At 61.8% G+C, this 23,094-nt stretch carries 30 protein-coding genes; 4 read left to right on the top strand and 26 right to left on the bottom strand.

Annotated elements, in window-relative coordinates; translation table 11 throughout:
* Window positions 1–6 precede the first annotated feature (6 nt).
* The 3 genes from ccsB to WBR68_RS06190 all read right to left on the bottom strand — a co-directional run bounded on the left by ccsB (window position 7) and on the right by WBR68_RS06190 (window position 4,283).
* Window positions 7–1,374: a c-type cytochrome biogenesis protein CcsB gene (gene ccsB, locus WBR68_RS06200; RefSeq protein ID WP_083447463.1), complete on the bottom strand. Its 1,368-nt coding sequence runs from the start codon at window positions 1,372–1,374 to the stop codon at window positions 7–9.
* Window positions 1,375–1,383: 9 nt separating this feature from the next.
* The gene (locus WBR68_RS06195) at window positions 1,384–3,462 is read right to left on the bottom strand and encodes a cytochrome c biogenesis protein ResB (protein WP_230693719.1); all 2,079 of its coding nucleotides are present in this window, start codon (window positions 3,460–3,462) and stop codon (window positions 1,384–1,386) included.
* Window positions 3,463–3,581: 119 nt separating this feature from the next.
* Window positions 3,582–4,283, bottom strand: coding sequence for a c-type cytochrome (locus WBR68_RS06190; RefSeq protein WP_127186176.1), 702 nt, complete (start codon window positions 4,281–4,283; stop codon window positions 3,582–3,584).
* A gap of 222 nt (window positions 4,284–4,505) precedes the next feature.
* On the opposite strand from WBR68_RS06190, the gene yihA reads away from it, so the two are divergent.
* Both yihA and hemB read left to right on the top strand, forming a co-directional pair.
* Window positions 4,506–5,129 (top strand): ribosome biogenesis GTP-binding protein YihA/YsxC, encoded by a 624-nt coding sequence (gene yihA, locus WBR68_RS06185; protein ID WP_006216506.1) that lies wholly within the window; start codon window positions 4,506–4,508, stop codon window positions 5,127–5,129.
* Window positions 5,126–6,142, top strand: coding sequence for a porphobilinogen synthase (hemB, locus tag WBR68_RS06180; protein ID WP_050448301.1), 1,017 nt, complete (start codon window positions 5,126–5,128; stop codon window positions 6,140–6,142). The genes yihA and hemB overlap by 4 nt, the downstream gene beginning before the upstream one ends.
* Here the strand turns inward: hemB and WBR68_RS06175 are convergent.
* The 3 genes from WBR68_RS06175 to cutA form a co-directional block, all read right to left on the bottom strand.
* Entirely contained in the window at window positions 6,139–7,014 is an 876-nt protein-coding gene (locus WBR68_RS06175) for a DMT family transporter (protein ID WP_050448344.1), read from the bottom strand. The genes hemB and WBR68_RS06175 overlap by 4 nt on opposite strands.
* 129 nt (window positions 7,015–7,143) lie before the next feature.
* Entirely contained in the window at window positions 7,144–9,072 is a 1,929-nt protein-coding gene (gene dsbD, locus WBR68_RS06170) for a protein-disulfide reductase DsbD (protein ID WP_230693718.1), read from the bottom strand.
* Window positions 9,072–9,419 carry a divalent-cation tolerance protein CutA gene (gene cutA / locus WBR68_RS06165; RefSeq protein ID WP_050448300.1) on the bottom strand — a complete coding sequence of 116 codons (348 nt, stop codon included), beginning with the start codon at window positions 9,417–9,419 and terminating at the stop codon, window positions 9,072–9,074. The genes dsbD and cutA overlap by 1 nt, the downstream gene beginning before the upstream one ends.
* 170 nt (window positions 9,420–9,589) lie before the next feature.
* On the opposite strand from cutA, the gene WBR68_RS06160 reads away from it, so the two are divergent.
* Window positions 9,590–10,027: an HIT family protein gene (locus WBR68_RS06160; RefSeq protein ID WP_230693717.1), complete on the top strand. Its 438-nt coding sequence runs from the start codon at window positions 9,590–9,592 to the stop codon at window positions 10,025–10,027.
* A gap of 108 nt (window positions 10,028–10,135) precedes the next feature.
* Here WBR68_RS06160 and rplQ read toward each other — a convergent pair whose 3' ends face one another.
* From rplQ to WBR68_RS06065, 19 genes are all read right to left on the bottom strand, one after another.
* Entirely contained in the window at window positions 10,136–10,528 is a 393-nt protein-coding gene (rplQ, locus tag WBR68_RS06155; protein ID WP_006389635.1) for a 50S ribosomal protein L17, read from the bottom strand.
* A gap of 184 nt (window positions 10,529–10,712) precedes the next feature.
* On the bottom strand, window positions 10,713–11,699 hold the full coding sequence (locus WBR68_RS06150; protein WP_006216514.1) for a DNA-directed RNA polymerase subunit alpha: 987 nt from the start codon (window positions 11,697–11,699) through the stop codon (window positions 10,713–10,715).
* Between the two features lie 214 nt (window positions 11,700–11,913).
* Window positions 11,914–12,537 (bottom strand): 30S ribosomal protein S4, encoded by a 624-nt coding sequence (gene rpsD, locus WBR68_RS06145; protein WP_006389633.1) that lies wholly within the window; start codon window positions 12,535–12,537, stop codon window positions 11,914–11,916.
* Window positions 12,538–12,548: 11 nt separating this feature from the next.
* Window positions 12,549–12,950: a 30S ribosomal protein S11 gene (rpsK, locus tag WBR68_RS06140; RefSeq protein ID WP_006216516.1), complete on the bottom strand. Its 402-nt coding sequence runs from the start codon at window positions 12,948–12,950 to the stop codon at window positions 12,549–12,551.
* A 15-nt stretch (window positions 12,951–12,965) separates the two neighbouring features.
* The gene (rpsM, locus tag WBR68_RS06135; protein WP_006216517.1) at window positions 12,966–13,331 is read right to left on the bottom strand and encodes a 30S ribosomal protein S13; all 366 of its coding nucleotides are present in this window, start codon (window positions 13,329–13,331) and stop codon (window positions 12,966–12,968) included.
* A gap of 43 nt (window positions 13,332–13,374) precedes the next feature.
* Window positions 13,375–13,488, bottom strand: a complete 114-nt coding sequence (rpmJ, locus tag WBR68_RS06130) for a 50S ribosomal protein L36 (protein ID WP_003806928.1) — start codon at window positions 13,486–13,488, stop codon at window positions 13,375–13,377.
* A 34-nt stretch (window positions 13,489–13,522) separates the two neighbouring features.
* Entirely contained in the window at window positions 13,523–13,741 is a 219-nt protein-coding gene (infA, locus tag WBR68_RS06125) for a translation initiation factor IF-1 (RefSeq protein ID WP_003806927.1), read from the bottom strand.
* 8 nt (window positions 13,742–13,749) lie between these two features.
* Window positions 13,750–15,075, bottom strand: a complete 1,326-nt coding sequence (gene secY, locus WBR68_RS06120) for a preprotein translocase subunit SecY (protein WP_050448298.1) — start codon at window positions 15,073–15,075, stop codon at window positions 13,750–13,752.
* Window positions 15,076–15,089: 14 nt separating this feature from the next.
* Window positions 15,090–15,530, bottom strand: coding sequence for a 50S ribosomal protein L15 (gene rplO / locus WBR68_RS06115; protein ID WP_006216519.1), 441 nt, complete (start codon window positions 15,528–15,530; stop codon window positions 15,090–15,092).
* Window positions 15,531–15,539: 9 nt separating this feature from the next.
* Window positions 15,540–15,725: a 50S ribosomal protein L30 gene (gene rpmD, locus WBR68_RS06110; protein WP_006216520.1), complete on the bottom strand. Its 186-nt coding sequence runs from the start codon at window positions 15,723–15,725 to the stop codon at window positions 15,540–15,542.
* Between the two features lie 3 nt (window positions 15,726–15,728).
* Window positions 15,729–16,250 carry a 30S ribosomal protein S5 gene (gene rpsE / locus WBR68_RS06105; protein ID WP_006216521.1) on the bottom strand — a complete coding sequence of 174 codons (522 nt, stop codon included), beginning with the start codon at window positions 16,248–16,250 and terminating at the stop codon, window positions 15,729–15,731.
* A 15-nt stretch (window positions 16,251–16,265) separates the two neighbouring features.
* On the bottom strand, window positions 16,266–16,631 hold the full coding sequence (rplR, locus tag WBR68_RS06100) for a 50S ribosomal protein L18 (RefSeq protein ID WP_006227039.1): 366 nt from the start codon (window positions 16,629–16,631) through the stop codon (window positions 16,266–16,268).
* 21 nt (window positions 16,632–16,652) lie between these two features.
* Window positions 16,653–17,186, bottom strand: a complete 534-nt coding sequence (gene rplF / locus WBR68_RS06095; RefSeq protein ID WP_050448297.1) for a 50S ribosomal protein L6 — start codon at window positions 17,184–17,186, stop codon at window positions 16,653–16,655.
* A gap of 12 nt (window positions 17,187–17,198) precedes the next feature.
* Entirely contained in the window at window positions 17,199–17,594 is a 396-nt protein-coding gene (rpsH, locus tag WBR68_RS06090; protein ID WP_006216525.1) for a 30S ribosomal protein S8, read from the bottom strand.
* A gap of 10 nt (window positions 17,595–17,604) precedes the next feature.
* Complete coding sequence (gene rpsN / locus WBR68_RS06085; protein ID WP_006216527.1) at window positions 17,605–17,910, bottom strand: 30S ribosomal protein S14; 306 nt, start codon at window positions 17,908–17,910, stop codon at window positions 17,605–17,607.
* A gap of 12 nt (window positions 17,911–17,922) precedes the next feature.
* A complete protein-coding gene (gene rplE, locus WBR68_RS06080; RefSeq protein ID WP_006216529.1) occupies window positions 17,923–18,462 on the bottom strand; it encodes a 50S ribosomal protein L5 in 540 nt (179 codons plus the stop codon).
* Between the two features lie 12 nt (window positions 18,463–18,474).
* Complete coding sequence (gene rplX / locus WBR68_RS06075) at window positions 18,475–18,795, bottom strand: 50S ribosomal protein L24 (protein ID WP_006216530.1); 321 nt, start codon at window positions 18,793–18,795, stop codon at window positions 18,475–18,477.
* Between the two features lie 11 nt (window positions 18,796–18,806).
* Window positions 18,807–19,175, bottom strand: a complete 369-nt coding sequence (gene rplN, locus WBR68_RS06070) for a 50S ribosomal protein L14 (RefSeq protein WP_046807446.1) — start codon at window positions 19,173–19,175, stop codon at window positions 18,807–18,809.
* A 374-nt stretch (window positions 19,176–19,549) separates the two neighbouring features.
* Complete coding sequence (locus WBR68_RS06065; RefSeq protein ID WP_230693716.1) at window positions 19,550–20,305, bottom strand: aspartyl/asparaginyl beta-hydroxylase domain-containing protein; 756 nt, start codon at window positions 20,303–20,305, stop codon at window positions 19,550–19,552.
* 192 nt (window positions 20,306–20,497) lie between these two features.
* On the opposite strand from WBR68_RS06065, the gene WBR68_RS06060 reads away from it, so the two are divergent.
* A complete protein-coding gene (locus WBR68_RS06060; RefSeq protein WP_046807447.1) occupies window positions 20,498–21,925 on the top strand; it encodes an NAD-dependent succinate-semialdehyde dehydrogenase in 1,428 nt (475 codons plus the stop codon).
* A 48-nt stretch (window positions 21,926–21,973) separates the two neighbouring features.
* Here the strand turns inward: WBR68_RS06060 and WBR68_RS06055 are convergent, their stop codons facing one another.
* Window positions 21,974–22,933, bottom strand: coding sequence for an AraC-like ligand-binding domain-containing protein (locus WBR68_RS06055; protein WP_127186180.1), 960 nt, complete (start codon window positions 22,931–22,933; stop codon window positions 21,974–21,976).
* Window positions 22,934–23,094: the final 161 nt, after the last annotated feature.

Below are 23,094 nucleotides of genomic sequence, written 5' to 3'. Positions count from 1 at the left end.
GCGTATTTACAACTGACCGTACGAGTGTAGCCCCGACAGGAACATGTTCACGCCCAGGAATGCAAAGCCGGTGATCAGCAGGCCCATCAACGCCCAGTAGGCCGCCATGGTGCCGCGCAAGCCCTTGATCAGGCGCATGTGCAGCCAGGCCGCGTAGTTCAGCCAGACGATCAGCGCCCAGGTTTCCTTGGGATCCCACTGCCAGTACGCGCCCCAGGCATCCGCTGCCCACAGCGCGCCCAGAATCGTCGCCACCGTGAAGAAGGCGAAGCCGATCGCGATGGCGCGATACATGATGTCGTCCAGCACCTCCAGCGAGGGCAGCGCGGCGGCGATGCGGCGGCGGCCCAGCAGGATGGCGCCCACGATCACGGCGCCCACACCGAAGTACAGCATCCAGGTGGCGGACAGGCCGTCGGTGCGGAACACCATCGGCTCGGCGCACAGCAGCACGCCCAGAATGAACAAGGGCGCCAGCTTGGCCCACGACGTGGTCTGCCCGTGCTGCTTGACCAGGTAGGCAAAGCCCACCATCGCCGCCAGCGAGAACGTGCCGTAGCCGATGAAGTTGGCGGGCACATGCAGCTTCATCCACCAGCTTTTCAACGCCGGCACCAAGGGCTGAATCTGGCCGGCATCGCGCGTGAAGGAATACCAAAGCAGGAACACGACGGCTGACGTCACCACCAGCAGCACGAAACCGCCCAGTGCGCGCGTGGCGTACTTGCGTTCGTAATACAGGTAGAACAGCGCCGTGATCAGCGAAAACAGGACAAAGACTTCGTACAGGTTGCTGACGGGGATATGCCCCAGGTCAGGCCCCATCAGGTGGCCTTCGCGCCAGCGCACCAACAAGCCGGTGACGCCGGCAAACACCGCGCCCCACGTCAACGCCGTGCCCAGCCACGCGGCGGTGGGGCTGAATACGCCGATCCAGTAGCAGACCATGGCCAGCGCAAACAGCGCGCACATCCACAAAATGGCGGACTGCGACGAGAACAGGTACTTCAGGAAGAACACCTGCTCGGCGCGGGCCAGGTCATTGCCGTACAGCATCAAGGCCAGGCCCGCCGCGATCGCACAGGCGACCATCAAACGGCGCAGCGGTCGCCACAGCCAGCCCAGCCACGCCAACGCGGGCACGGTGCCGCACAGGATGATCTTCTCGTAATAGTCCATCGCGTTGCCGTGCCGGGTCAGCGCGAAGGCCGCGCCCACCGACAGCAACAGGAAAAAGACTACGTCGGTCCAGTCCGGCTTGCCGCGTCGGGCGCGGTTGTCGCCCGTTTCCGACAGGCTGTCTTGCCAGAGAACCTCGGGCGCCACGTTCAGCGTGTCCGGCGAGGAAGGGTGCGGGGTGGTCGTCGTCGACATAAGAAAACCTTAAGACCTTTTCTGGCGCAGCAGCGCCTGCTTGAAGCGTTCAAACTCCTGATTGAAGTCGAGTGTACGCTTCTGGGACGTCATGGCCGCCAGGACGCTGCTGCCACTGCCTTGCGGCTTGACCCAGATCCAGACGCGGCGGTCGCGGATGTAGAACATCGAAAACACCCCCAGGACCAACAACAGGCTGCCCAGGTAGACCGTATTCTTGCCCGGCGTGCGGCTGACCTGGAACACGCTGGCCTGCACATGGTTGAAATCGGCCAGCGACAGAAACACCGGCGCGGGATAGACCGTCAGATCGGACAGTGCCGCCACGGCCAGGCGCGACCATACTGCCGCGCGCTCGCCGTCGGGGCCTTCGACCGCAACGGGGGGCAAGCCGGCGCGTTCGCGTTCAATGGCGCGCAGTTCGTTCATGCTGGCACCGATCAGCCGGATCACCACATCAGCGGCCCGTTCCAGGTCGGCGGCGGGCGTGTTGGCTTGCAGAAAAGCGGCCACCGCTTGCAGGCCGCCTGACGCAAAGGTCTCCAGCGCGCGCTCGGCAGCGGTTTGCAGGGGTTGCTGGTCAGCGCCAGACGGGCTGTTGCGCTCGGCGAAACGGCGGGCAGCTTCGCGGCGCGCGGCCGGGTCGGCCAGCGTGGCGCGCAGCCGCATGAATTCCGCGATCGAGCTGTCGTCGTCCGCCGGGATGCGCAGATAACGGAACGGCTCGGACGCATTGTTGCGCACGCCGGCCAGGAAGACGCTGGCGCCGTCCAGTTCCATGGGCAGCATGTAGTTCTGGAATTCGTGGGCCTGGCCCGCGTCATCGATCAGCTTGTATTCAACGCTGGGGCCCACGTTGCGCAGGTTCTCGTTCTTCTTGCCCGCCGCGCTGCCCGACACCGAGGCCACGTGTTCAGCAAAACTCTGGTTGGCGCCCTTGGGATCCCCGCGCGTCAGGTCTTCCACATTGATCGGCCGCATGGCCGTGATTTCGACGCCCATGCTGCGCGGACCGGCCGACGTGTGAGCGGTCACTTCGCTTGTCTTGCCCACCGTGCCGTCCACCGTAAACGTGGCATCCTGAGAACCTACCAGCGGATAACCCTTCAAGACCACCGTGCTGCCGCCATCGTCAAAGCTGGACTGGTACACCGTCATGCCCTTGAAGCGCAGCGGTTCGTTGACCTCGATGGTGGAATCGAAGGTCTTGCCCGTATCCGGGTCGGTCACTTCGACTTCGCTGGCGAAACGGCTGGGCATGCCGGTCGAGTAGTAATCGACCACGAATTTCTTCAGCTTCAGCGTGAAGGGCATCGGCTGCACCAGAGCCCCGTCGCCCACCATCACGACCGCCGTGCTGGCCTGGCCGCCTTCCGGCACCAGCACGCTGGCGCGGAAACTCGGGTTATTGACCGACAGGCGGCCGCTTTCCGGCACTTCCGAGATCAGCATGTTGTCGACAATGGGCTGCTTGCCGCCGAACATGACTTGCAGCCGCACGGGCAATTCGCTGTCGAGCAGGCCGCCCACGCAGATGATGACCATGGCCGAGTGCGCGAACACATAGCCCAGGCGGTTGGCGCTGCCCTTCTTGGCGGCCAGCAGCACGCCGTCGTTGTTCTGCCGTACACGCACGGCGTAACCCAGCCGTTCCAGCAATGACTTCAGGCCGGCCGAGGTCTGCGCGACGTCGGTGGGTTCTTCCGTTTCCACGCGATGCGGGAAGGCACGCAGGCTGCTGGCGCGCACATGTTCGCGGAACGAGCGCGCGTCGCGCAGCATCTTGGGTGCGTTGCGGATCAGGCACACCGATGTCGACACGACCAGGAAGCCCATGATCAGCAGGAACCACCAGCTGTTATAGACGTGCCAGATGGAGAACTTGTCGAACACTTCGTACCAGAACGGACCGAACTGGTCGATGTAGTTGCTGGACGATCGGTTCTGCTGCAACACCGTGCCCACCAGGCTCGCCACGCAGATGAACATCAACAGGCTGACGGCGAACCGCATCGAACCGAGCAGTTCGAAGAAGTCACCGGGCAGGCTGCGCAAGGAGGGGCGAGTGTGGGTGCGTGTTGAATTCATGAAAAAAGGGGGGCCGCGCGATCGGCTACCCCCCTCATAGACAGCGCGTAACGGAATCGGGTTCCGTCACGCTCAGGTTGCGTGAACGCGGACCAGCCGCGCGTGTTGCGGGCTGACGCCTACCGCAGGCCTGCCGCGTAGTCGGACACCGCCTTGATATCGGCATCCGACATGCGGTCGGCAATCGCGAACATGATGTCGTTCTTGCGGTCGCCGCTGCGGAACAGCTTGAGCTGCTCTTCGATGTACGTGGGGAACTGCCCCGACAAGCGGGGGTACTGGGCGGGAATGCCGGCGCCATTGGCAGCGTGGCAAGCCGCGCAGGCCGGCACATTGCGTTCGGGCAACCCGCCGCGCCAGATCTTCTGGCCCAGATCCACCAGCTTCTCCTGGCCGGCCGTGGCGGGTTCCTTGAGAGGCTGTTGCGCCAGGTACAGCGCGATGTTCTGCATATCGGCAGGCGTCAAGTTTTGCGCCATGGCGGTCATCGGGGTGGGATTGCCGCCCGGGCCATTGCGCACGGGCAGCTTGGCGCCCTGCTTGATCTGGAAGTCGGCCAATTGCTTGGCCAGATATTCGTGGGGTTGCGCGGCCAGGTTGGGGTTCACCGGGATGGTGCTGTTGCCCGCCGCGCCATGACAGGACGCACAGGCGATGATGCCTCTGGAGGCGTCGCCCTGGTCAAACAGCTGACCGCCCTTGGCGGCATCTGGCTTGGCCGGGCCCGCAGCGCCGTCAGCGGCGAAACTGGGTGTAGAGAAGGCGGAGGCGCCGAGCAACAGCCCGCTCGCAACCAACATTCGGGACAGCACACGCTTCATGAAGACCTCGACGATCACATCGATCAAGGCGCAAAAAGGCGCCCACGCCTGCCCCGCACACCCTGGAAAACCGTATCGAACCTCGTTTGCCCATTCTGCCTGCCAAGTTGCCGCAGGCACCTAAACAGTAAGCAAAAAAGACGGCTCCGCGCACGGGGACCACTGTTGCAAACGCCGGATTATACAATAGGGCTCGAAACCAACCGTATCCAAAGCCCATCCGTGTCCCTCCTACATCGCGCCTCCTTCCTTACCTCCGCAGCTCGCCTCGACCAGTTGCCGGCCGCCGGCGCTCCCGAGGTCTGCTTTGTCGGCCGCTCCAACGCCGGCAAATCCACGGCCATCAACGTGCTGTGCAACCAGCGCCGTCTTGCGTTTTCCAGCAAGACGCCGGGCCGCACGCGCTTGATCAACATGTTCGGCTTGCCCGACCCGCTGGATCCGGAAGGCCACATCGGTTTTCTCGTTGACTTGCCCGGCTACGGCTATGCGTCGGTCGCGCGCAACGAGAAAGAAAAATGGGCGGACATTCTCGGCGGCTATCTGCGCGACCGCGAGTCGCTTGCAGGCATCGTGTTGCTGATCGACATCCGCCGCGGCGTCACCGAACTTGACCGCCGCCTGGCCAACTTCATCGCCCCCACCGGACGCCCGGTGCTGGCGCTGCTGACCAAGGCCGACAAACTGCCTTACGGCCAGCGCATGCGCACGGTGTTCTCCGTCCGCAAAGACCTGGCCGACATTGGCGCGCTGCACACCATCCCGTTCTCGGCGCCCGAGCGCATCGGGCTGGAAGAAGCCGGCGCCCACATTGAGAATTGGATTTCCCCCAAGGTCGAATCATGAACCCGCAGATCATCACCCCTGAGTTTCCGGTTTCCCGCCCTCGCCGCCTGCGCCGCGACGACTTCACCCGCCGCCTGGTGCGCGAAAATGCGCTGACGGTCAATGACCTGATCTACCCCGTCTTCGTGGCCGACGGCACTGGCGTGCAGCAAGCCGTGGCGTCGTTGCCCGGCGTGGTCCGCTATTCGCTGGACACGCTGCTGCCGGTTGCCGAGCAATGCGTGAAACTGGGCATACCGGTGATGGCGCTGTTCCCCGTCATCGACCCCTCGCTGAAAACGCCCGACGGCGTCGAAGCCACCAACCCGCGCGGCCTGATTCCGCGCGTGGTGGGCGAACTGAAAAAGCGGTTCCCCGAACTCGGCATTCTGTGCGATGTGGCGCTGGACCCCTACACCAGCCATGGCCAGGACGGCGTCATCGACGAGAACGGCTACGTCATCAATGAAATCACGGTCGAGATCCTGGTCAAGCAGGCGCTGACCCAAGCCGCGGCCGGCGTCGACATGGTTGCCCCCAGCGACATGATGGACGGCCGCATCGGCGCGGTCCGCAAAGCACTGGAAGCCAACGGCCACATCCACACGCAGATCATGGCTTACTCGGCCAAGTACGCCAGCGCGTTCTACGGCCCGTTCCGCGACGCCGTGGGCTCGGCCACCAACCTGGGCAAGTCCAACAAAATGGCTTACCAGATGGACCCGGGCAACCTCGATGAAGCCTTGCGCGAAGTGGCGGCCGACCTGCACGAAGGCGCGGACATGGTCATGGTCAAGCCCGGCATGCCGTATCTGGACGTGCTGCGTCGCGTGAAAGACACCTTCCGCGTGCCCACGTTCGCCTATCAGGTCAGCGGCGAATACGCGATGATCAAGGCCGCCGCCGCCAACGGCTGGCTGGACCACGACAAGGTCATGATGGAAGCGCTGCTGGCGTTCAAGCGCGCTGGCGCCGACGGCATCTTGACGTACTTCGCCATCGAAGCGGCTACGCTGCTCAAGGCACAGCGCTAAGCGGCTTTACGGGCAGGCGCCGGCGTCGTCCGGCGCAGCCCCAGCCACGTTCCGCCCAACACGCAGGCCAGGCCCAGCACGTGGATCAAGGTGACGTGCTCATCCAGGAACAGCGACGCGAACAGCAGCCCGAATATCGGCAGCCAGTTCACGAACAAGGCCGCGCGGCTGATGCCCAGCCGCGCGATGCCCGCGTTCCAGATGATGTTGCTGACGCCTGAGGCGATCACCGCCGAAAACAGCAGCACCAGCCACGGCCACCACGTCATCTGCCACGTATCGGTCTGATAAGAAGACGGCGTCACCAGCGCGTGCGCCACCAGCATCAGCCCGCCTGCCAGGTACATGTACCAAAGCATGCCCAGCGGATCCATCGTGCGCGACATGCGCTGGATCACCAGCCCGCCACACACGAACACCAGCACGGCCACGAAAACAACCGCATCGCCCCAGCCGGTCAGGCCGAACTGCGCCCCACTGCCCGCCACCACCATGCCCACGCCCAGCAGGCCGAGCAATGCCCCGCAGATGCGTACCGTGGTCAGTTTTTCGCGATAGAACAGCGCGGCCAGCAATGCCGACAACAATGGGCTGGTGGCCATGATCAGCGTGCCGTTGGCCGCCGACGAGAACCGCAGCCCGGACACCAGCGCTACCTGGTGCGCGTACACCACCAGGAAGCCCGCCAGCGCCACCCAGCCCAGCTCCACGCGACCCAGCTTGGGTACGCGGCCTCGACGGGCCTTGATGATCAGGGTGACGGTGATGAACGCAATGACGATCCGCACGGCGGCCAGCGCCTGGATGTCCATGTGTTGCGTGAGGTACTTGATGGAGACGATGTTCAGGCCCCATGTGGCCATGACGAACATCAATTGAAGATAGATAAGACCTTGTCGGTCTTGGCTTGCATCAACTGTTGGGGACGTCACGGGCGCAGGCCTGATGGGAGTGGGATGCGCCGCCCACGCGGCGCAGCCGCCATGGTATATCGCCCGTCGTCAGCGCACCAGCACCTTGTCCAACGATTGGGTGAAGCGCTTGGCGTCCTGGAAACCGACGACGCGTGCGTCCGGCAATTCCTTGCCGCCCGGTTCAAAGAACATGATGCCCGGCGGGCCGAACAGCCGGAAGCGCTTGAGCAAGGCCCGGTCGTCGGCGTTGTTCGCGGTGACGTCAGCCTGCACCAACAACATGCCCGACATGCGCTGCGCCACGCCCGGATCGGTAAACGTGAACCGCTCCATTTCGCGGCACGACACGCACCAGTCGGCATAGAAATCCAGCATGACCGGCTGGGTGCTCTGCGCCAGCAGCGCATCCAATTCCGCGTTGTTGCGCACGCGGGTGAACTGAAGCTCGCCTTTAGTGACGGCCGTGCCCACGGATGCGTCGGCACGCGCGGCCAGATGCGACAAGGGTTGCAGCACGTCGCGCCCGCCGCTGGCCGCGCCCACCAGCCAGGCGGCAGCGGCAAGCGCCAGCAGCAGCCCCAGCCCCTTGCCGAACATGCGTCCGGCACCGGCGCCGTCGGGCAAGGCATCAAACGCGCGCAGCATCACCGCCGAAACAACTGCCAGGAAGGCCCAGCCCGTCATCTGCACCCAGGTGGGCACCACCGGTATCAGCATCCACCACGCCGTCGCCAGCAGCAGCATCCCGAACAGGCGCTTGACGCCGTCCATCCAGGGGCCGGCCTTGGGCAGCAAGGCGCCCGACGATGCGCCCACGATCAACAACGGCACGCCCATGCCCCAGGCCATGGCGAACAGGGCCGAGCCGCCCAGCACCACGTCGCCCGTCTGCGAGATATACAACAGCGCTCCGGCCAGCGGCGCGGCAACGCAAGGCCCGACGATCAGGGCTGACAAAGCGCCCATCACCAGCGCACCGGTGTAGCGGCCGCCTGGAACGCGCGACGAGCGCTCGGACAGCTTGGCCTGCACGCCTGACGGCATCTGGAACGTGAAGACATCAAACATCGCCAGCGCCAACACGGTCAGCAGGATGGCGAACAGCGTCAGGATCCACGGGGTCTGCAACCAGGCGGCCAGGCCGGCGCCGCTCAAGCCGGCGGCCACGCCCAGCGCGGTGTAGACCACTGACATGCCCAGCACATACATCGCCGCCAAGGCCAGGCCGCGCCCACGCGAGGGCCGGGCCTGCGTTGCGCCGCCCAGCACGATCGACGACAGGATGGGAATCATCGGCAACACGCAGGGCGTGAACGCCAGCAACAAGCCCAGAATCAGGAACACGCCAGCCGTCTTGGCCCAGCCCAGGCCACCCAACGCATCGGCCAGGCCGGTGTCGCCAGCATTGACCAGTGCGCTCAGGCCCGTGGATGCGGGGGCCGACGTGGCCTGTCCGTCTTGTATCGCTTGTCCTGTTGTTCCGGCCGACCCGCCCGCCAGCGCATAACCGCCCGCAACCGGAGTCAGCTTGACGCTGCTGTCCATGGGCGGATAGCACAGGCCAGCATCCGCGCAGCCCTGCCCGGTCAAGATCAGGGTAAAGGGCTGCCCGCCCGCGCCGACCGGCACGCGGATCATCACATCCTTGTGAAAGACCTCCATGTCCTTTTCAAAGGTCGGGTCGTACTTGACCTCGCCTTTGGGGTAGACCGCGTCGCCCAATGTGGTGGCGCCGATCGGGCTGATCGTGATGCCGAAGCGCTCACGGTACATGTAGTAGCCGGGCGCGACCTTGTAATGCAGTTCCAAGGTATCGGGCGCGGCCATCCGCGCACTGAACACGAACGCCTTTTCGGGTTCCAGGAACTCGGTTTCGGCCTGCGCGGCCGCTTGCCAGGTCAGCAGCAACAGCGCCGTCGCCAGCAACACCAGGCTGCGCCAGATCAAGGCGCGCGCCGCGCGGATGGCATGAATCGGGCGCCCCGGCGCACCGACGATACCGGCAAGTTGCAACATTATTCTCTCTTGGTTTGCTTGACGGCCGTCTGCTCGCGAACCCAATCCAGGTAGGGTGCGGCGCCGCCGATTACCGGCAGCACAATGATTTCGGGCACATCGTAGGGATGCATCTGCGCCAGGGCCTGAACAACAGCCTGATGACGCGCGTAGGTGGTCTTGATGTGGATGGGGACTTCTTCCGTCCCCTCGACCTCTCCGTTCCACAGATAGATGGACAGGCCCGGCGCGCCAAGGTTCACACATGCGGCCAATCCGTCTTCAACCAGCACATGCGCGATGCGCTTGGCCAGCAAGAGATCAGGCGCATTGCTGATGACCAGCACGACGTCGTCATCGCGCAACATGGAAGCTCCTTGAGATACCCTTGTGGGATGTAACTCGGGGTATTTTATCGGTATTGCGCCGAACGCCGGTTGTCGAGTCCCGGCCTGAAAATCCGCGCTCGGACCGCCGCAGCCTGCATCTGCTGCCGTATCGACGCCGCCATCATGCCACCCGCTTTCACGAGGCCCGCATGCCAGACCAATGCCTGTTCTGCCGGATCGCCCGGCACGAGATTCCCGCCCACATCATTCATGAAGACGAGCGTTTGATGGCCTTCCTGGACATCCAACCCGTGCGGCCGGGACACACGCTGATCATTCCGAAGCAGCATTACCCGTACTTCGAGGACATGCCGGCCGACCTGGCGGGGCACATCGTGAATCTGGGGCAAAAGCTGGGCCGCCACATGAAGCGCCTGTACGACGTGGAACGGGTGGGCTTCGCCTTCACCGGCATACACGTGGCGCACTCCCACGCGCACGTCATTCCCATGCACCACACGCAGGACGTCACGTCCACGGCGTACATCGAACAGCAGAACCTGACGTTCAAGATGCCGCCACAACCGCCTCAGGAGGTGCTGGCGGCCACTGCCGCGCAATTGCGCGGGGAACTGCACGCGTCCTGATTTGAAGCGCGAGGCGGATGCGCCAACGCCGGACACGCAAATGCCCAGCGCAAATAAAACAAGGGCGGGTCCGAAGACCCGCCCTTGTCGCTTATCTAGCAACCGAATTTATTCGGCGCTGTCCTCAGCGGCTTCATCAACTTCCGGACGATCAACCAGTTCCATGAAAGCCATGGGAGCGTTGTCGCCTTGACGGAAGCCCATCTTCAGCACGCGGGTGTAGCCACCGTTACGGGCCGCGTAGCGCGGGCCGATTTCGGCAAACAGCTTCACCACCGCATCGCGATCGCGCAGACGGGCAAATGCCAGACGCTTGTTCGCCAGCGTGGGCTCTTTGCCCAGCGTGATCAGGGGTTCGATGACGCGGCGCAATTCTTTCGCCTTCGGCAGCGTGGTCTTGATGGCTTCGTGAGTGATCAACGAAACGGCCATGTTGCGGAACATGGCAAGACGGTGACTGCTGGTGCGGTTGAGCTTACGCAAGCCATTACCGTGACGCATGATAAGTTTCCTTTGAATCTAAAGATGGCGTTCGCCATCGGGTTGCCGGCTCTTCTATCAACCTGCAATCAGGCTGCGGTCCGGTAGAAAACGGTGCATTTTACGACGAATTCGCAAACCGCCCGACGGGGTTGCCGGGCGTTGCAGGAGACGCCCCGTTGCCAGGGCGCCACCCGTTTAAAGCTTAGGGACGCTCCAGGCCCAGGGGCGGCCAGTTCTCGAGCTTCATGCCCAAGGTCAAGCCACGCGCAGCCAGAACTTCCTTGATTTCGTTGAGCGACTTGCGACCCAGGTTCGGGGTCTTGAGCAGCTCGTTTTCGGTACGCTGGATCAGGTCGCCGATGTAGTAGATGTTTTCGGCCTTCAGGCAGTTGGCCGAACGCACGGTCAGTTCCAGATCGTCGACCGGACGCAGCAGGACCGGGTCGATCTGCGGCGTGCCGCGGACCGGCGCTTCGTACGAATCGCCAGCACCTTCCAGCGCGGCGAAGACCGAGATCTGGTCCATCAGGATGCGAGCCGACTGGCGCACCGCTTCCTCGGGCGAGATCACGCCGTTGGTTTCGATGTCCAGAACCAGCTTGTCCAGGTCGGTGCGCTGTTCCACACGGGCGCTTTCCACCGCGTAGCTGACGCGGCGAACCGGGCTGAACGAAGCGTCCAGAACGATGCGGCCGATGGTGTGGGTGCGGTCTTCCGACAGCGCGCGCACGTTGCCCGGCACGTAGCCACGGCCCTTCTCAACCTTGATCTGCATTTCCAGCTTGCCTGCGTCCGTCAGGTTGCAGATGGCATGGCCGGGGTTGATGATCTCGACGTCGTGCGGCAGCTCGATGTCGCTGGCCAGCACGGTGCCCGCGCCGGTCTTGCGCAGAACCAGGGTCACTTCGTCGCGATTGTGCAGCTTGAAAACCACGCCCTTCAGGTTCAGCAGGATGTCGACGACATCTTCGCGAACGCCCGGGATGGTCGAATATTCGTGCACCACGCCCGTCATTTGCACTTCGGTCGGCGCGTAGCCGGTCATCGAAGACAGCAGGATGCGGCGCAGGGCGTTGCCCAGAGTATGACCGTAGCCACGCTCGAACGGCTCCATCACGATCTTGGCATGGTGCGTGCCGACCGGTTCGACTTCAATGGAGCGCGGCTTCAGAAAACCTTGAGTGGACATTTACTGTGTTCCTTTTCAATACCCTCGGCTCGTTACACCGATAAGGCTGATGGACAGGGTGAAACATGAAACTCGGGCGGCGCGAAAACGCCGGCCGATACTTACCGCAAAGCCCGCCCCACCAAAAGGCGGAAAGCGGGCTGCTGCGAGACGTGCAAACGGGTCGCGGGACCAGTAGCCGGCACACCTGCGAAGGAGGCGCCGGCAGACCTGATTAACGCGAGTACAGTTCGACGACCATCGATTCGTTGATGTCGCGAGCGACGTCAGCGCGATCGGGAGCCGACTTGAACGTACCGGTCAGCTTGGTCGTGTCGACTTCCACCCACTGGGGGATGCCGATGCTGGTGGCCAGGTCGAGCGATTCCTTGATACGGCCTTGCTTCTTGGCCTTTTCGCGGATCGAGATGACGTCACCAGCCTTGACCAGCATCGAAGCGATGTCAGCCGTGTGGCCGTTCAGTTCGATGGCGCGGTGGCTGACCAACTGGCGAGCTTCGGCGCGCGTCGAGCCGAAGCCCATGCGGTAGACGACGTTGTCCAGGCGCGATTCCAGCAGCTGGATCAGGGTTTCGCCCGTGTTGCCACGGCGACGCTCTGCTTCAGCGAAGTACTTGCGGAATTGCTTTTCCAGCACGCCGTACATGCGCTTCAGCTTTTGCTTTTCGCGCAGCTGCAGGCCGTAGTCGGAAGTGCGGGCACCCGAAGTGCGGCCGTGTTGGCCAGGCTTGGAATCCAGCTTGCACTTGGAATCCAGCGAGCGACGGGCGCTCTTCAGGAACAGGTCAGTACCCTCGCGGCGCGAGAGCTTGCATTTGGGTCCAATATAACGTGCCATGTGGATTCCCTTTAGATACGACGACGCTTCGGCGGACGGCAGCCGTTGTGCGGAACGGGCGTGATGTCGGCGATGGACGAAATCTTGATGCCCAGCGCGTTCAGCGCGCGGACAGACGATTCGCGGCCAGGACCGGGGCCCTTGATGCGCACTTCCAGCGTCTTGATGCCGTATTCCAGCGCGACGCGGCCAGCCGTTTCAGCGGCGACTTGCGCGGCAAACGGGGTCGACTTACGCGAACCCTTGAAACCAGCACCACCCGAAGTGGCCCACGACAAAGCGTTGCCCTGACGGTCGGTGATGGTGATGATGGTGTTGTTGAACGAAGCGTGAACGTGCGCGATGCCGTCCGAGACGTTCTTCTTAACCTTTTTGCGCACGCGCGAAGCGCCGCTGGTGGAAGCTTTCGCCATAATCCAGTTCCTCGATTATTTCTTCAGGGACGCAGCAGCACGACGCGGGCCCTTACGGGTCCGGGCGTTGGTGCGAGTGCGCTGGCCGCGCACGGGCAAACCGCGCTTGTGACGCATACCGCGGTAGGTTCCCAGGTCGATCAAACGCTTGATCGAGAGCTGTACTTCACGACGCAGGTCGCCTTCAACCGTGAACAAACCAACATGTTCGCGGACGCGTTCCAATTCAGCGTCGTTCAGATCCTTGACCTTTTTGTCAAAGGGTACGTTTGCCGCTTCGCAGATTTTGCGAGCGCGCGTACGACCAATGCCAAAAATGGCGGTCAGTCCGATCTCGGCGTGCTGTTGCGGCGGGATGTTAATGCCAGCAATACGGGCCATGACTATTCCTTGAATAAATCTGTTGCGTAGTCGCTAACCCGAGTTAGCCTTGACGCTGCTTGTGACGCGGGTCGGTGCAGATAACACGCACCACGCCGTGACGTTTGATAACTTTGCAGTTGCGGCAGATCCGCTTAACCGATGCCATTACTTTCATGGTTGACTCCTAATTTTCCGTAATCCGGTTCCGCTCATTTGGAGCGGAAAACTATCCTGGCTCGCGTCAGATCATAGGGCGTGAGCTCCACTGTGACCTTGTCACCCGGCAGGATCCGGATGTAATGCATACGCATCTTGCCGGAAATATGGCCCAACACCACGTGGCCGTTTTCGAGCTTGACGCGAAATGTCGCGTTCGGGAGGTTCTCAAGAACCTCGCCTTGCATCTGAATGACGTCGTCCTTGGACATTCTTTTGCTTACCGCATCGGCAAACCCGCGCCCTTGAAGTTGGCCTTCTTGAGCAACGAGTCGTACTGGTGAGACATCATGTAGGCCTGAACCTGTGCCATGAAATCCATCGTCACCACCACAATAATCAACAGAGACGTACCACCGAAGTAGAAGGGAACGTTCCAGCGCATCACCAAGAATTCAGGCAACAGGCACACCAAAGTGATGTACAAGGCACCCGCCAGCGTCAGACGCATCAGGATCTTGTCGATGTAGCGCGCCGTTTGCTCGCCCGGACGAATACCCGGAACAAACGCACCACTCTTCTTCAGGTTGTCCGCCGTTTCGCGGCTGTTGAACACCAGAGCCGTGTAGAAAAAGCAGAAGAAAATAATCGCGACGGAGTACAGCGTGATGTAGAGCGGTTGACGAGGCGACAGGGCCGCAGCCAGGTCACTAAGCCAGCGCATGTTCTCACTGCTGGAGAACCAGCTCGTGATCGTGGCCGGGAACAGAATGATCGACGATGCGAAAATCGGCGGAATCACCCCTGCCATGTTCAGCTTCAGCGGCAAATGCGAGCTTTGACCACCGTAGACCTTGTTGCCGACCTGACGCTTGGCGTAGTTCACCGTGATCTTGCGCTGTCCGCGTTCCACGAACACCACAAAAGCGGTAACCAGCACCACCAGAGCCACAATGAACAGTGCCGAAAGCACGGACATCGCGTTGGTGCGGACCAGGTCCAACAGTGCAGCCAGCGCCGCGGGCAGACCCGCAACGATACCTGCGAAGATCAGGATGGAAATCCCGTTGCCCAGACCGCGTTCCGTGATCTGTTCACCCAGCCACATGACGAACATGGTGCCGGTGACCAAAGTCACAATGGTCGTGAAGCGAAACAGCATACCCGGATCGATCACCAGTCCCTGTTGGGACTCCAACGCTACCGAAATGCCCACTGCTTGCACCAGCGCCAGCACGACTGTGCCGTAGCGGGTGTATTGGGTAATCTTCCGACGACCGGCTTCGCCCTCTTTCTTGAGCGCTTCCAGCGACGGCACCACCACCGACATCAACTGCATGATGATGGATGCCGAAATGTACGGCATGATCCCCAGGGCAAAAATCGAGAAACGCGAGAGCGCCCCACCCGAGAACATGTTGAACAGGCCCAGGATCCCGCCCTGGTTCTGACGGAACAAGTCCGCCAGCGCATCCGGATTAATACCCGGTACGGGGATGTGTGTACCCAAACGGTAAACCACCAGAGCGAGCACCAGGAACACAAGACGGCGCTTCAAATCACCGTACCGTGCTCCGGTTTTGCCCAATGCCTGCGCGTTAGCCACTCGTCACCTCATGATCAAGCAAGCGAGCCGCCCGCGCCTTCGATGGCGGCGCGAGCGCCGGCCGTCGCGGTAATGCCCTTGAGCACGACCTTGCGCGAGAGTTCACCCGACTTGATGACCTTGGCGTAACGAACCGCCTGGCCAATCACGCCAGCCGCCTTGAGCACTTGCACATCGATTTCGTCGATGGGCAGGGCTTGCAGGTCCGACAGACGGACTTCGGCGTACAGGTGTTGACCGAGCGGGGTGAAACCACGCTTGGGCAGACGACGCTGCAGCGGCATTTGACCGCCTTCGAAGCCAACCTTATGGAAACCGCCCGAGCGCGACTTCTGACCTTTGTGGCCACGGCCGGCGGTTTTACCCAGACCCGAACCGATACCACGGCCGACGCGGCGCTTGGCGTGCTTGCTGCCCTCAGCGGGCTTCAGCGAATTAAGTTGCATATCCGACATGGTGATTCCTTAGGCTTCCGAGACGGAAACGAGATAATCCACCTTACGGATCATCCCACGCACCTCGGGCGTATCGACCAACACGCGGCTGCTGTTGATACGGCCCAAGCCCAAACCGCGAACCGTGTCACGGTGCGATTGCTTGGTACCGATCACGGAGCGCACGAGGGTCACTTTGATCTGCTTCTGAGCCATGATTTACCCCAGGATTTCTTCGACCGACTTGCCGCGCTTGGCAGCAACATCGGCCGGGGTCAGGGAAGCGCGCAGACCATTCAACGTGGCGCGAACCATGTTGTAGGGGTTGCTCGAGCCCAGGCTCTTGGCAACCACGTTACGCACACCCATCACTTCAAAAATAGCGCGCATCGGGCCGCCGGCGATAACGCCAGTACCTTCAGCAGCCGGCGAGATCAGCACGGTAGCGGCGCCATGCTTGCCAACCACGGTGTGGTGCAGCGTGCCGTTCTTCAGGGCAACCTTGAACATGCCGCGGCGGGCCTGTTCCATTGCCTTCTGGACGGACACCGGCACTTCACGCGCCTTGCCCTTACCCATGCCGACGCGACCATCGCCATCGCCAACCACGGTCAGCGCGGCAAAGCTCATGGTGCGACCACCCTTGACCACTTTGCTCACGCGGTTGACCGCGATCATCTTTTCGCGGAGGCCGTCATCGTTCTCTTTTTCCGCGGCGTTCTTGCCTTGTACTTTAGCCATTTGACAGATCCTCGCTTAGAACTTCAGGCCGGCTTCACGCGCGGCATCGGCCAGCGCTTTCACGCGGCCATGGTAACGAAAGCCCGAGCGATCGAAAGCGACCAGTTCAATACCGGCAGCCTTGGCCTTTTCGGCCACGCGCTTGCCAACCAGCGTCGCAGCGGCAGTGTTGCCACCCTGACCGGTTTGGCCGGCCAGTTGCGCACGCACTTCGGCTTCCACCGTCGAGGCGCTGACCAGAACGCGATCGCCTTCCGGCGAAATGATGTTGGCGTAGATGTGCTGGTTCGAGCGGAAGACCGAGAGGCGGTGAACGCGCAGCTCGTTGATCTTCCGGCGGGTCGGAACCGCACGACGCAAACGGGAAACTTTTTTGTCCATGATTCGTCCTTGCGTGCGCCGTTATTTCTTCTTGGTTTCTTTGATGACGACGCGTTCGTCCGAGTAACGCACACCCTTGCCCTTGTAGGGTTCGGGTTCGCGGTACGCGCGGATTTCAGCGGCCATCTGACCGACGACTTGCTTGTTGGCGCCCTTGATGACGATTTCCGTCTGGGTGGGGCATTCGGCCTTGATACCGGCCGGCAACTGATGCAAAACGTCGTGCGAGAAACCGAGCTGCAGCTTAACGGCATCGCCTTGGATCGAGGCGCGGTAACCCACGCCAACCAGGGTCAGCTTGCGCTCGAAGCCCTTGCTCACGCCGGTAACCATATTGGCAACCAGAGCGCGCACGGTACCCGACATGGCATTGGCGTGACGAGTTTCGTTGGCGGCGGCAAACGTGAGCTTGCCTTCGTCCATCGCAACCGTGACGTCGCCAGTCAGGGCTTGAGTCAGGGAACCCAGCGGGCCCTTGACGGTGATCTGATCCTGCTTGATGTCAGCTTCGACACCCTTGGGCAGTTCGACCGGATACTTAGCGATACGTGACATTCGAATTTCTCCTTAGGCCACGTAGCAAAGCACTTCGCCGCCGACGCCGTTGGCGCGAGCCTTACGGTCGGTCATGACGCCGCGCGAGGTCGAAACGATAGCCACGCCCAGGCCGTTCATGACCTGAGGAATGCTGGTACGGCCCTTGTAGATACGCAGACCGGGGCGCGAAACGCGTTCAATGCGCTCGATAACCGGACGACCAGCGTAGTACTTCAGGGTGATCTCGAGCTCAGGCTTGGCCTGGGTGCCCTTGATTTCAAAGCTGTCGATGTAGCCTTCGTCTTTCAGCACAGCGGCAATAGCCGCCTTCAGCTTCGAGGAGGGCATGCTCACCGTAACTTTGTCCACTTGCTGCGCATTGCGAATGCGGGTCAGCATATCGGCGATGGGATCGCTCATGCTCATAATGTATCTCCTACCAGCTGGCCTTGGTGATGCCGGGGATTTCGCCCTTCATCGCCATTTCACGCAGTTTGTGACGCGTCAGGCCGAACTTGCGGAACACACCGCGCGGACGACCGGTGACCACGCAACGGTTACGTTGGCGCGTCGGATTGGCATTGCGCGGCAGCTGTTGCAGCTTGAGCCGAGCTTGGTAACGTTCTTCGTCGGTCTTCGACTGGTCGTCGATGATCGCCTTCAACTCAGCGCGCTTGGCAGCGAACTTGTCAGCCAGCTTGGCGCGCTTGATGTCGCGATTGATGAGGGAAAGTTTAGCCACGTCATCAGCCCCTTAGTTACGGAACGGGAAGCTGAAGGCCGTCAACAGCGCCTTGGCTTCTTCGTCGGTCTTCGCGGAGGTGGTGATGCTGATGTTCAGCCCACGCAGCGCGTCGATCTTGTCGTACTCGATTTCGGGGAAAATGATTTGCTCTTTCACCCCGATGTTGTAGTTGCCACGGCCGTCGAACGCACGACCCGAGATACCACGGAAGTCGCGCACGCGAGGCAGCGCGACCGCAACGAGGCGATCCAGAAATTCGTACATGCGTTGACCACGCAACGTGACCATGCAACCAATCGGGTAGTTTTCGCGGATCTTGAAACCGGCGATAGCCTTCTTGGTCTTCGTCACGACAGGCTTTTGGCCAGCGATCTTGGTCAGGTCCGACACCGCGTGTTCGATAACCTTCTTATCGGACACGGCTTCCGAGACACCCATGTTCAGGGTGATCTTGGTGATGCGCGGCACTTCCATGACGCTCTTGTAGCCAAACTTGGCCTGCAGGTCGCCAGCGACCTTGCTCTTGTAGAAATCTTGCAAACGAGACATGTCTATCGCCCCTTACGCCTTGGCGCCGACAACGGCACCATTGGAACGGAACACGCGGACCTTGCGACCGTCGACTTCTTGAACGCCCACGCGGTCGCCACGACCGGTTGCGGGGTTGAAGAGCGCCACATTCGAGATGTGGATCGGCATGGTCTTTTCGACAATCCCGCCCGGGTTGTTAGCCATCGGGTTGGCTTTCACGTGCTTCTTGGCAACGTTGACGCCTTCGACCAGGACGTGGTCGGCATCAACACGCGCCAGCACGGTACCGCGACGCTTCTTGTCGCGGCCGGTCAGGACGATGACTTCGTCGCCTTTACGAATGTTGTTCATCGTAGGGCTCCTTACAGCACTTCCGGGGCCAACGACACGATCTTCATGAACTTCTCGGTACGCAATTCGCGCGTAACGGGTCCGAAGATGCGGGTGCCGATGGGCTCCAGCTTGGCGTTGAGCAATACGGCGGCATTGCCACCGAACTTAATCAGCGAACCGTCTTTACGGCGCACGCCCTTGGCGGTACGAACCACCACGGCATTGTAAATTTCGCCTTTCTTGACGCGTCCGCGCGGAGCCGCATCTTTGACGCTCACCTTGATGATGTCGCCGATACCGGCATAACGGCGCTTGGAGCCACCGAGCACCTTGATGCACATGACATGACGCGCACCAGTGTTATCGGCCACGTCCAGCGTGGTCTGCATTTGGATCATGATTTTTCCTGTTCCAACTTAACTGGAAATACTGTTTTCCCGGGGTTTTCCCCCCGAGGAACTCTGCAATTCCTGCCAGTTTTGGTCCCGTCAGGTCTGCCGCCCTGCTTTTGTGTTGTAGACCTAGAGCTTTCGCTCTACCTCTGCAACGGGTTGGCAACGCAACGACCCTGGGTTGAAATCCTGCGGGTATTCCCCCAACACGACGAATTCAGAAGCTAGCTTTTAGGGCTAAACGTTCCTTAACTCAATCGACAATCTGGGAAAGCTGATCATTCTAGCGTGGTTAATTTTTGAGCGCAAGCACTTTGTTGGAATGACGCACAAAAGACCACGCTCCCCTATAAGGGGAACGGTTTTCGAGCTATCCGCCCCTATTTCTGACGGTAGTAGCCCTTCTCCCAGGCGTCATGATTGGCCTTGCCGCGACGGATTTCATCCGTGAACGGGGCCGCTCTGAGCACCAGGCGATTCAGCCATTTTACCGGAACCCGGCAGGGGCGTTCAAAGTCGACAAACAACACGGCCCGCAGGCCTGGCGTATCGTTGTGGACCTGATGGGGATAAAGGTCGTCAAACACCACCGCCTGACCTTCCTGCCAGTGGTAGCGTTCGTCCCCGACTTCGATCCAGCACCGTTCGGCAGGTTCCGGTACGACCAGGCCCAAGTGCAGGCGCAGTACGCCGTTGTAGGGGCCAGTGTGCAGCGGAATGCGCTTGCCCGGTTCCAGTATCGAGAAGAACGCGCTTCGAATACCGGGTATGCCCTGCAGGGCGAGGGCGGTCTCCGGGCAGCGCGCCAGGTTGCGCTCGGAACGCAGACCGTAGCCCATGAATACAAACGTCTTCCATTGGTCGTCGGACGTGATCATCCCGACGTCCGGGGATATCTCGTGAAACGCCGGCAGATGCTGACGTTCGGCCAGCAATTCGGTGAGTTCGGCACGGATCGCCGGAGTGCGGGCCTCTAATTCTGGAATCCACGAGAACTGACTGTTCTGGAAGATCGGCTTGTCGCCCACCAGCGATGCCCGTGCTATCCGGTGGCGCAACCAATCGATAAAGCGAAACAGCAGGCGGGAATACAGACTGGGTTTGTTGCCGGGAAGCGGCGCATCAACGGGTTGCACGATGGGGATGGAATCAGGCTGCGTAAGAGGGCCCCATTGTGTCCAAGCATGCATGGCCTTGCAAGGCTCGGCCCGTGGATTGGCTCCAATCTCGGGATGCGGATTGGACCTCCCCGCCACGCGCAAGCTGGTTTAGACTGGCGTGGGCGATCGCGATCGCACTCCACTTCTATTTCGCAAGGAACGACAGGCATGTATGAACAGTTGGCGCTGTATATCGACGGCGAATTCATCTCCGGCGAGGGTAGGCGCACCCAGGACGTCATCAACCCGGCCACGCTGGAAGTGCTTGGCCAGCTGCCTCACGCCACCGAAGCGGATCTGGACCGTGCGCTAGCCGCCGCCCAGCGCGCGTTCGAATCGTGGAAGAAGTCTTCTCCCATGGATCGTTCCGCCATCCTGCGCAAGGTGGCCACGCTGTCGCGTGAGCGCGCCAAGGAAATCGGCCGCAACATGACCTTGGACCAGGGCAAGCCGCTGGCCGAAGCCGTGGGCGAAGTTACCTCCTGCGCCGAACACGCTGACTGGCACGCCGAAGAATGCCGCCGCATCTACGGCCGCGTGGTCCCGCCCCGCAACCCGGACGTGCGCCAGTTCGTCGTGCGTGAACCCATCGGCGTGTGCGCCGCGTTCACGCCCTGGAACTTCCCGTACAACCAGGCCATCCGCAAGATTGCCGCCGCGCTCGGCGCCGGTTGCACGGTGGTGCTGAAGGGTCCGGAAGATTCGCCCAGCGCCGTCATGGCGATTGCCCGCATGTTCCACGACGCCGGCCTGCCCAAGGGCTGCCTGAACATCGTCTGGGGCGAGCCCGCCAAGATTTCCGACTATCTGATCCGTTCGCCGATCGTGCGCAAGGTGTCGTTCACCGGCTCCGTGCCGGTGGGCAAGCAACTGGCCGCGCTGGCCGGCGCGCACATGAAGCGCGTCACCATGGAATTGGGCGGCCATTCGCCCGTGCTGGTGTTCGACGATGCCGACATCGACCGCGCCGCTGAAATGCTGGCCAAGTTCAAGGTCCGCAACGCCGGTCAGGTTTGCGTGTCACCCACCCGCTTCTACGTGCAGGAAGGCGCCTACGAACAGTTCCTGGCGCGCTTCTCGGACGTGCTGAAGAACATCAAGGTAGGCGACGGTCTGGAAGCCGGTACCGACATGGGCCCGCTGGCGCATGAACGCCGCGTGCCCGCCATGAGCGCCTTCATCGACGACGCCAAGAAGCATGGCGGCAAGGTCGTGGTCGGCGGCGGCCCGCTGGACCGCAAGGGCTTCTTCTTCGCCCCCACGGTCGTGACGGAATTGCCCGACGACTCGATGCTGATGACCGAAGAACCCTTCGGCCCCGTGGCGCCGGTGGTCCGTTTCAAGGACACCGATGAAGTGCTGCGCCGCGCCAACAGCCTGCCGTTCGGCCTGTCGTCGTACGTCTTCACGAACTCGCTGAAGACGGCAACCAAGGTGTCGAACGGCCTGGAAGCCGGCATGGTCAACATCAACCACTTTGGCAGCGCGCTGGCCGAGACGCCGTTCGGTGGCATCAAGGACAGCGGCATCGGCAGCGAAGGCGGCCTGGAAACGTTTGACGGTTACCTCGTCACGAAATTCATCACGCACATCTGATCGGTTTCGACCGTCAGCCAAAAAGCCCCGCAAGGGGCTTTTTTTCGTCTAACTCCGGGCGCGCATATCGCGCGGCGTGATGCCGAAGCGGCTCTTGAACAGCCGGCTGAAATGCGATGGATGGGTAAACCCAACCTGGTAGGCCAGTTCCGCGATGCCGCGATGGCGATGCCGCGGATCCAGCAACAGCTCGCGGCACTTGTCCAGGCGTTGATCAAAGATGAAGGACTCCACCGACAGGCCCCCTGCCCGCAAAATGCGGTGCAGGTAAGCGACCGACACGCCACAGCCCTGCGCCACCTGCTGCGGCGAGAGCGCGGGGTCCGCCAGGTGCTGCCGGATGTACGCCAGCACGCGTTGCCGATGCGCCAAGGTGACGCTGCTATCGGATTCCGAAGCATGCCCCTGCCCCGGCTGCACCAGGAACAGCACGATCAAATCGATCAAGCGTTCGCCAAGCTCGGTCACCTCGGCGTCCGACCAGCTTGCCATGCCTTTGAACAGATGATCCATGTAGCTGGCCAGCATCGCGCCGCGCGGTGAGCCGTCGTCGATGCGCAGCTTGTGAAAAGCACCGATGCGCGAATCCCGCTGCGACAAGGCGCTGCGCGGAAACGACACGCTCAGGCTGCGATAGCCCGAAGAACCTAGCGCCGTTGCCTGATAAGGCAAGCTCTGGTTCATCAGGTACACACAGCCTGGCTCGACCTGAAATTCACGGCCTTGCTGGCGCACGGCAAGCGGGCCAGACAGCGGCAGGCCGAACGTGTAGAACTCCTGATCCAGCCGCGACACGTTTCCCGCCGTTCGCTCCAGCTTCTGTCCCTGGTAGTGCAGGTCATTGAATTGCAGGCTGGCGCGGCGGGCGTAGCGCACGTGTCCAGCGAAATGATCCGGCTTGCCGCGGTGTACCTCGAACGGGCCGAATGCGTCCGCCAAGGCAGCGCGCCATTGCTCACGCCCATCGGCGCCCGCAGTGGCCGAAATGGCGAATTCCGTATCGGGCATGTCTCGGTCTCCTGAACGCGGCGGCAAGCGCAATTTGATCTTGCGTCTACAAGCTCTTGACTCACCCTGCTCTGGGGTGCGCGGCGCATTGTGGATGCGTCTGGCGCAAGTCTATAGTCAGCCCGATAAGCACACAACCTGGACAACCCGGGAGGAGACTC

Source organism: Achromobacter sp. JD-1 (assembly GCF_038594925.1).
In the GTDB taxonomy this organism is placed as follows: domain Bacteria; phylum Pseudomonadota; class Gammaproteobacteria; order Burkholderiales; family Burkholderiaceae_B; genus Achromobacter; species Achromobacter spanius_C.
The sequence above is the reverse complement of the archived record's forward strand: the minus strand, read 5'-3'. Positions and strand labels throughout refer to the sequence as shown.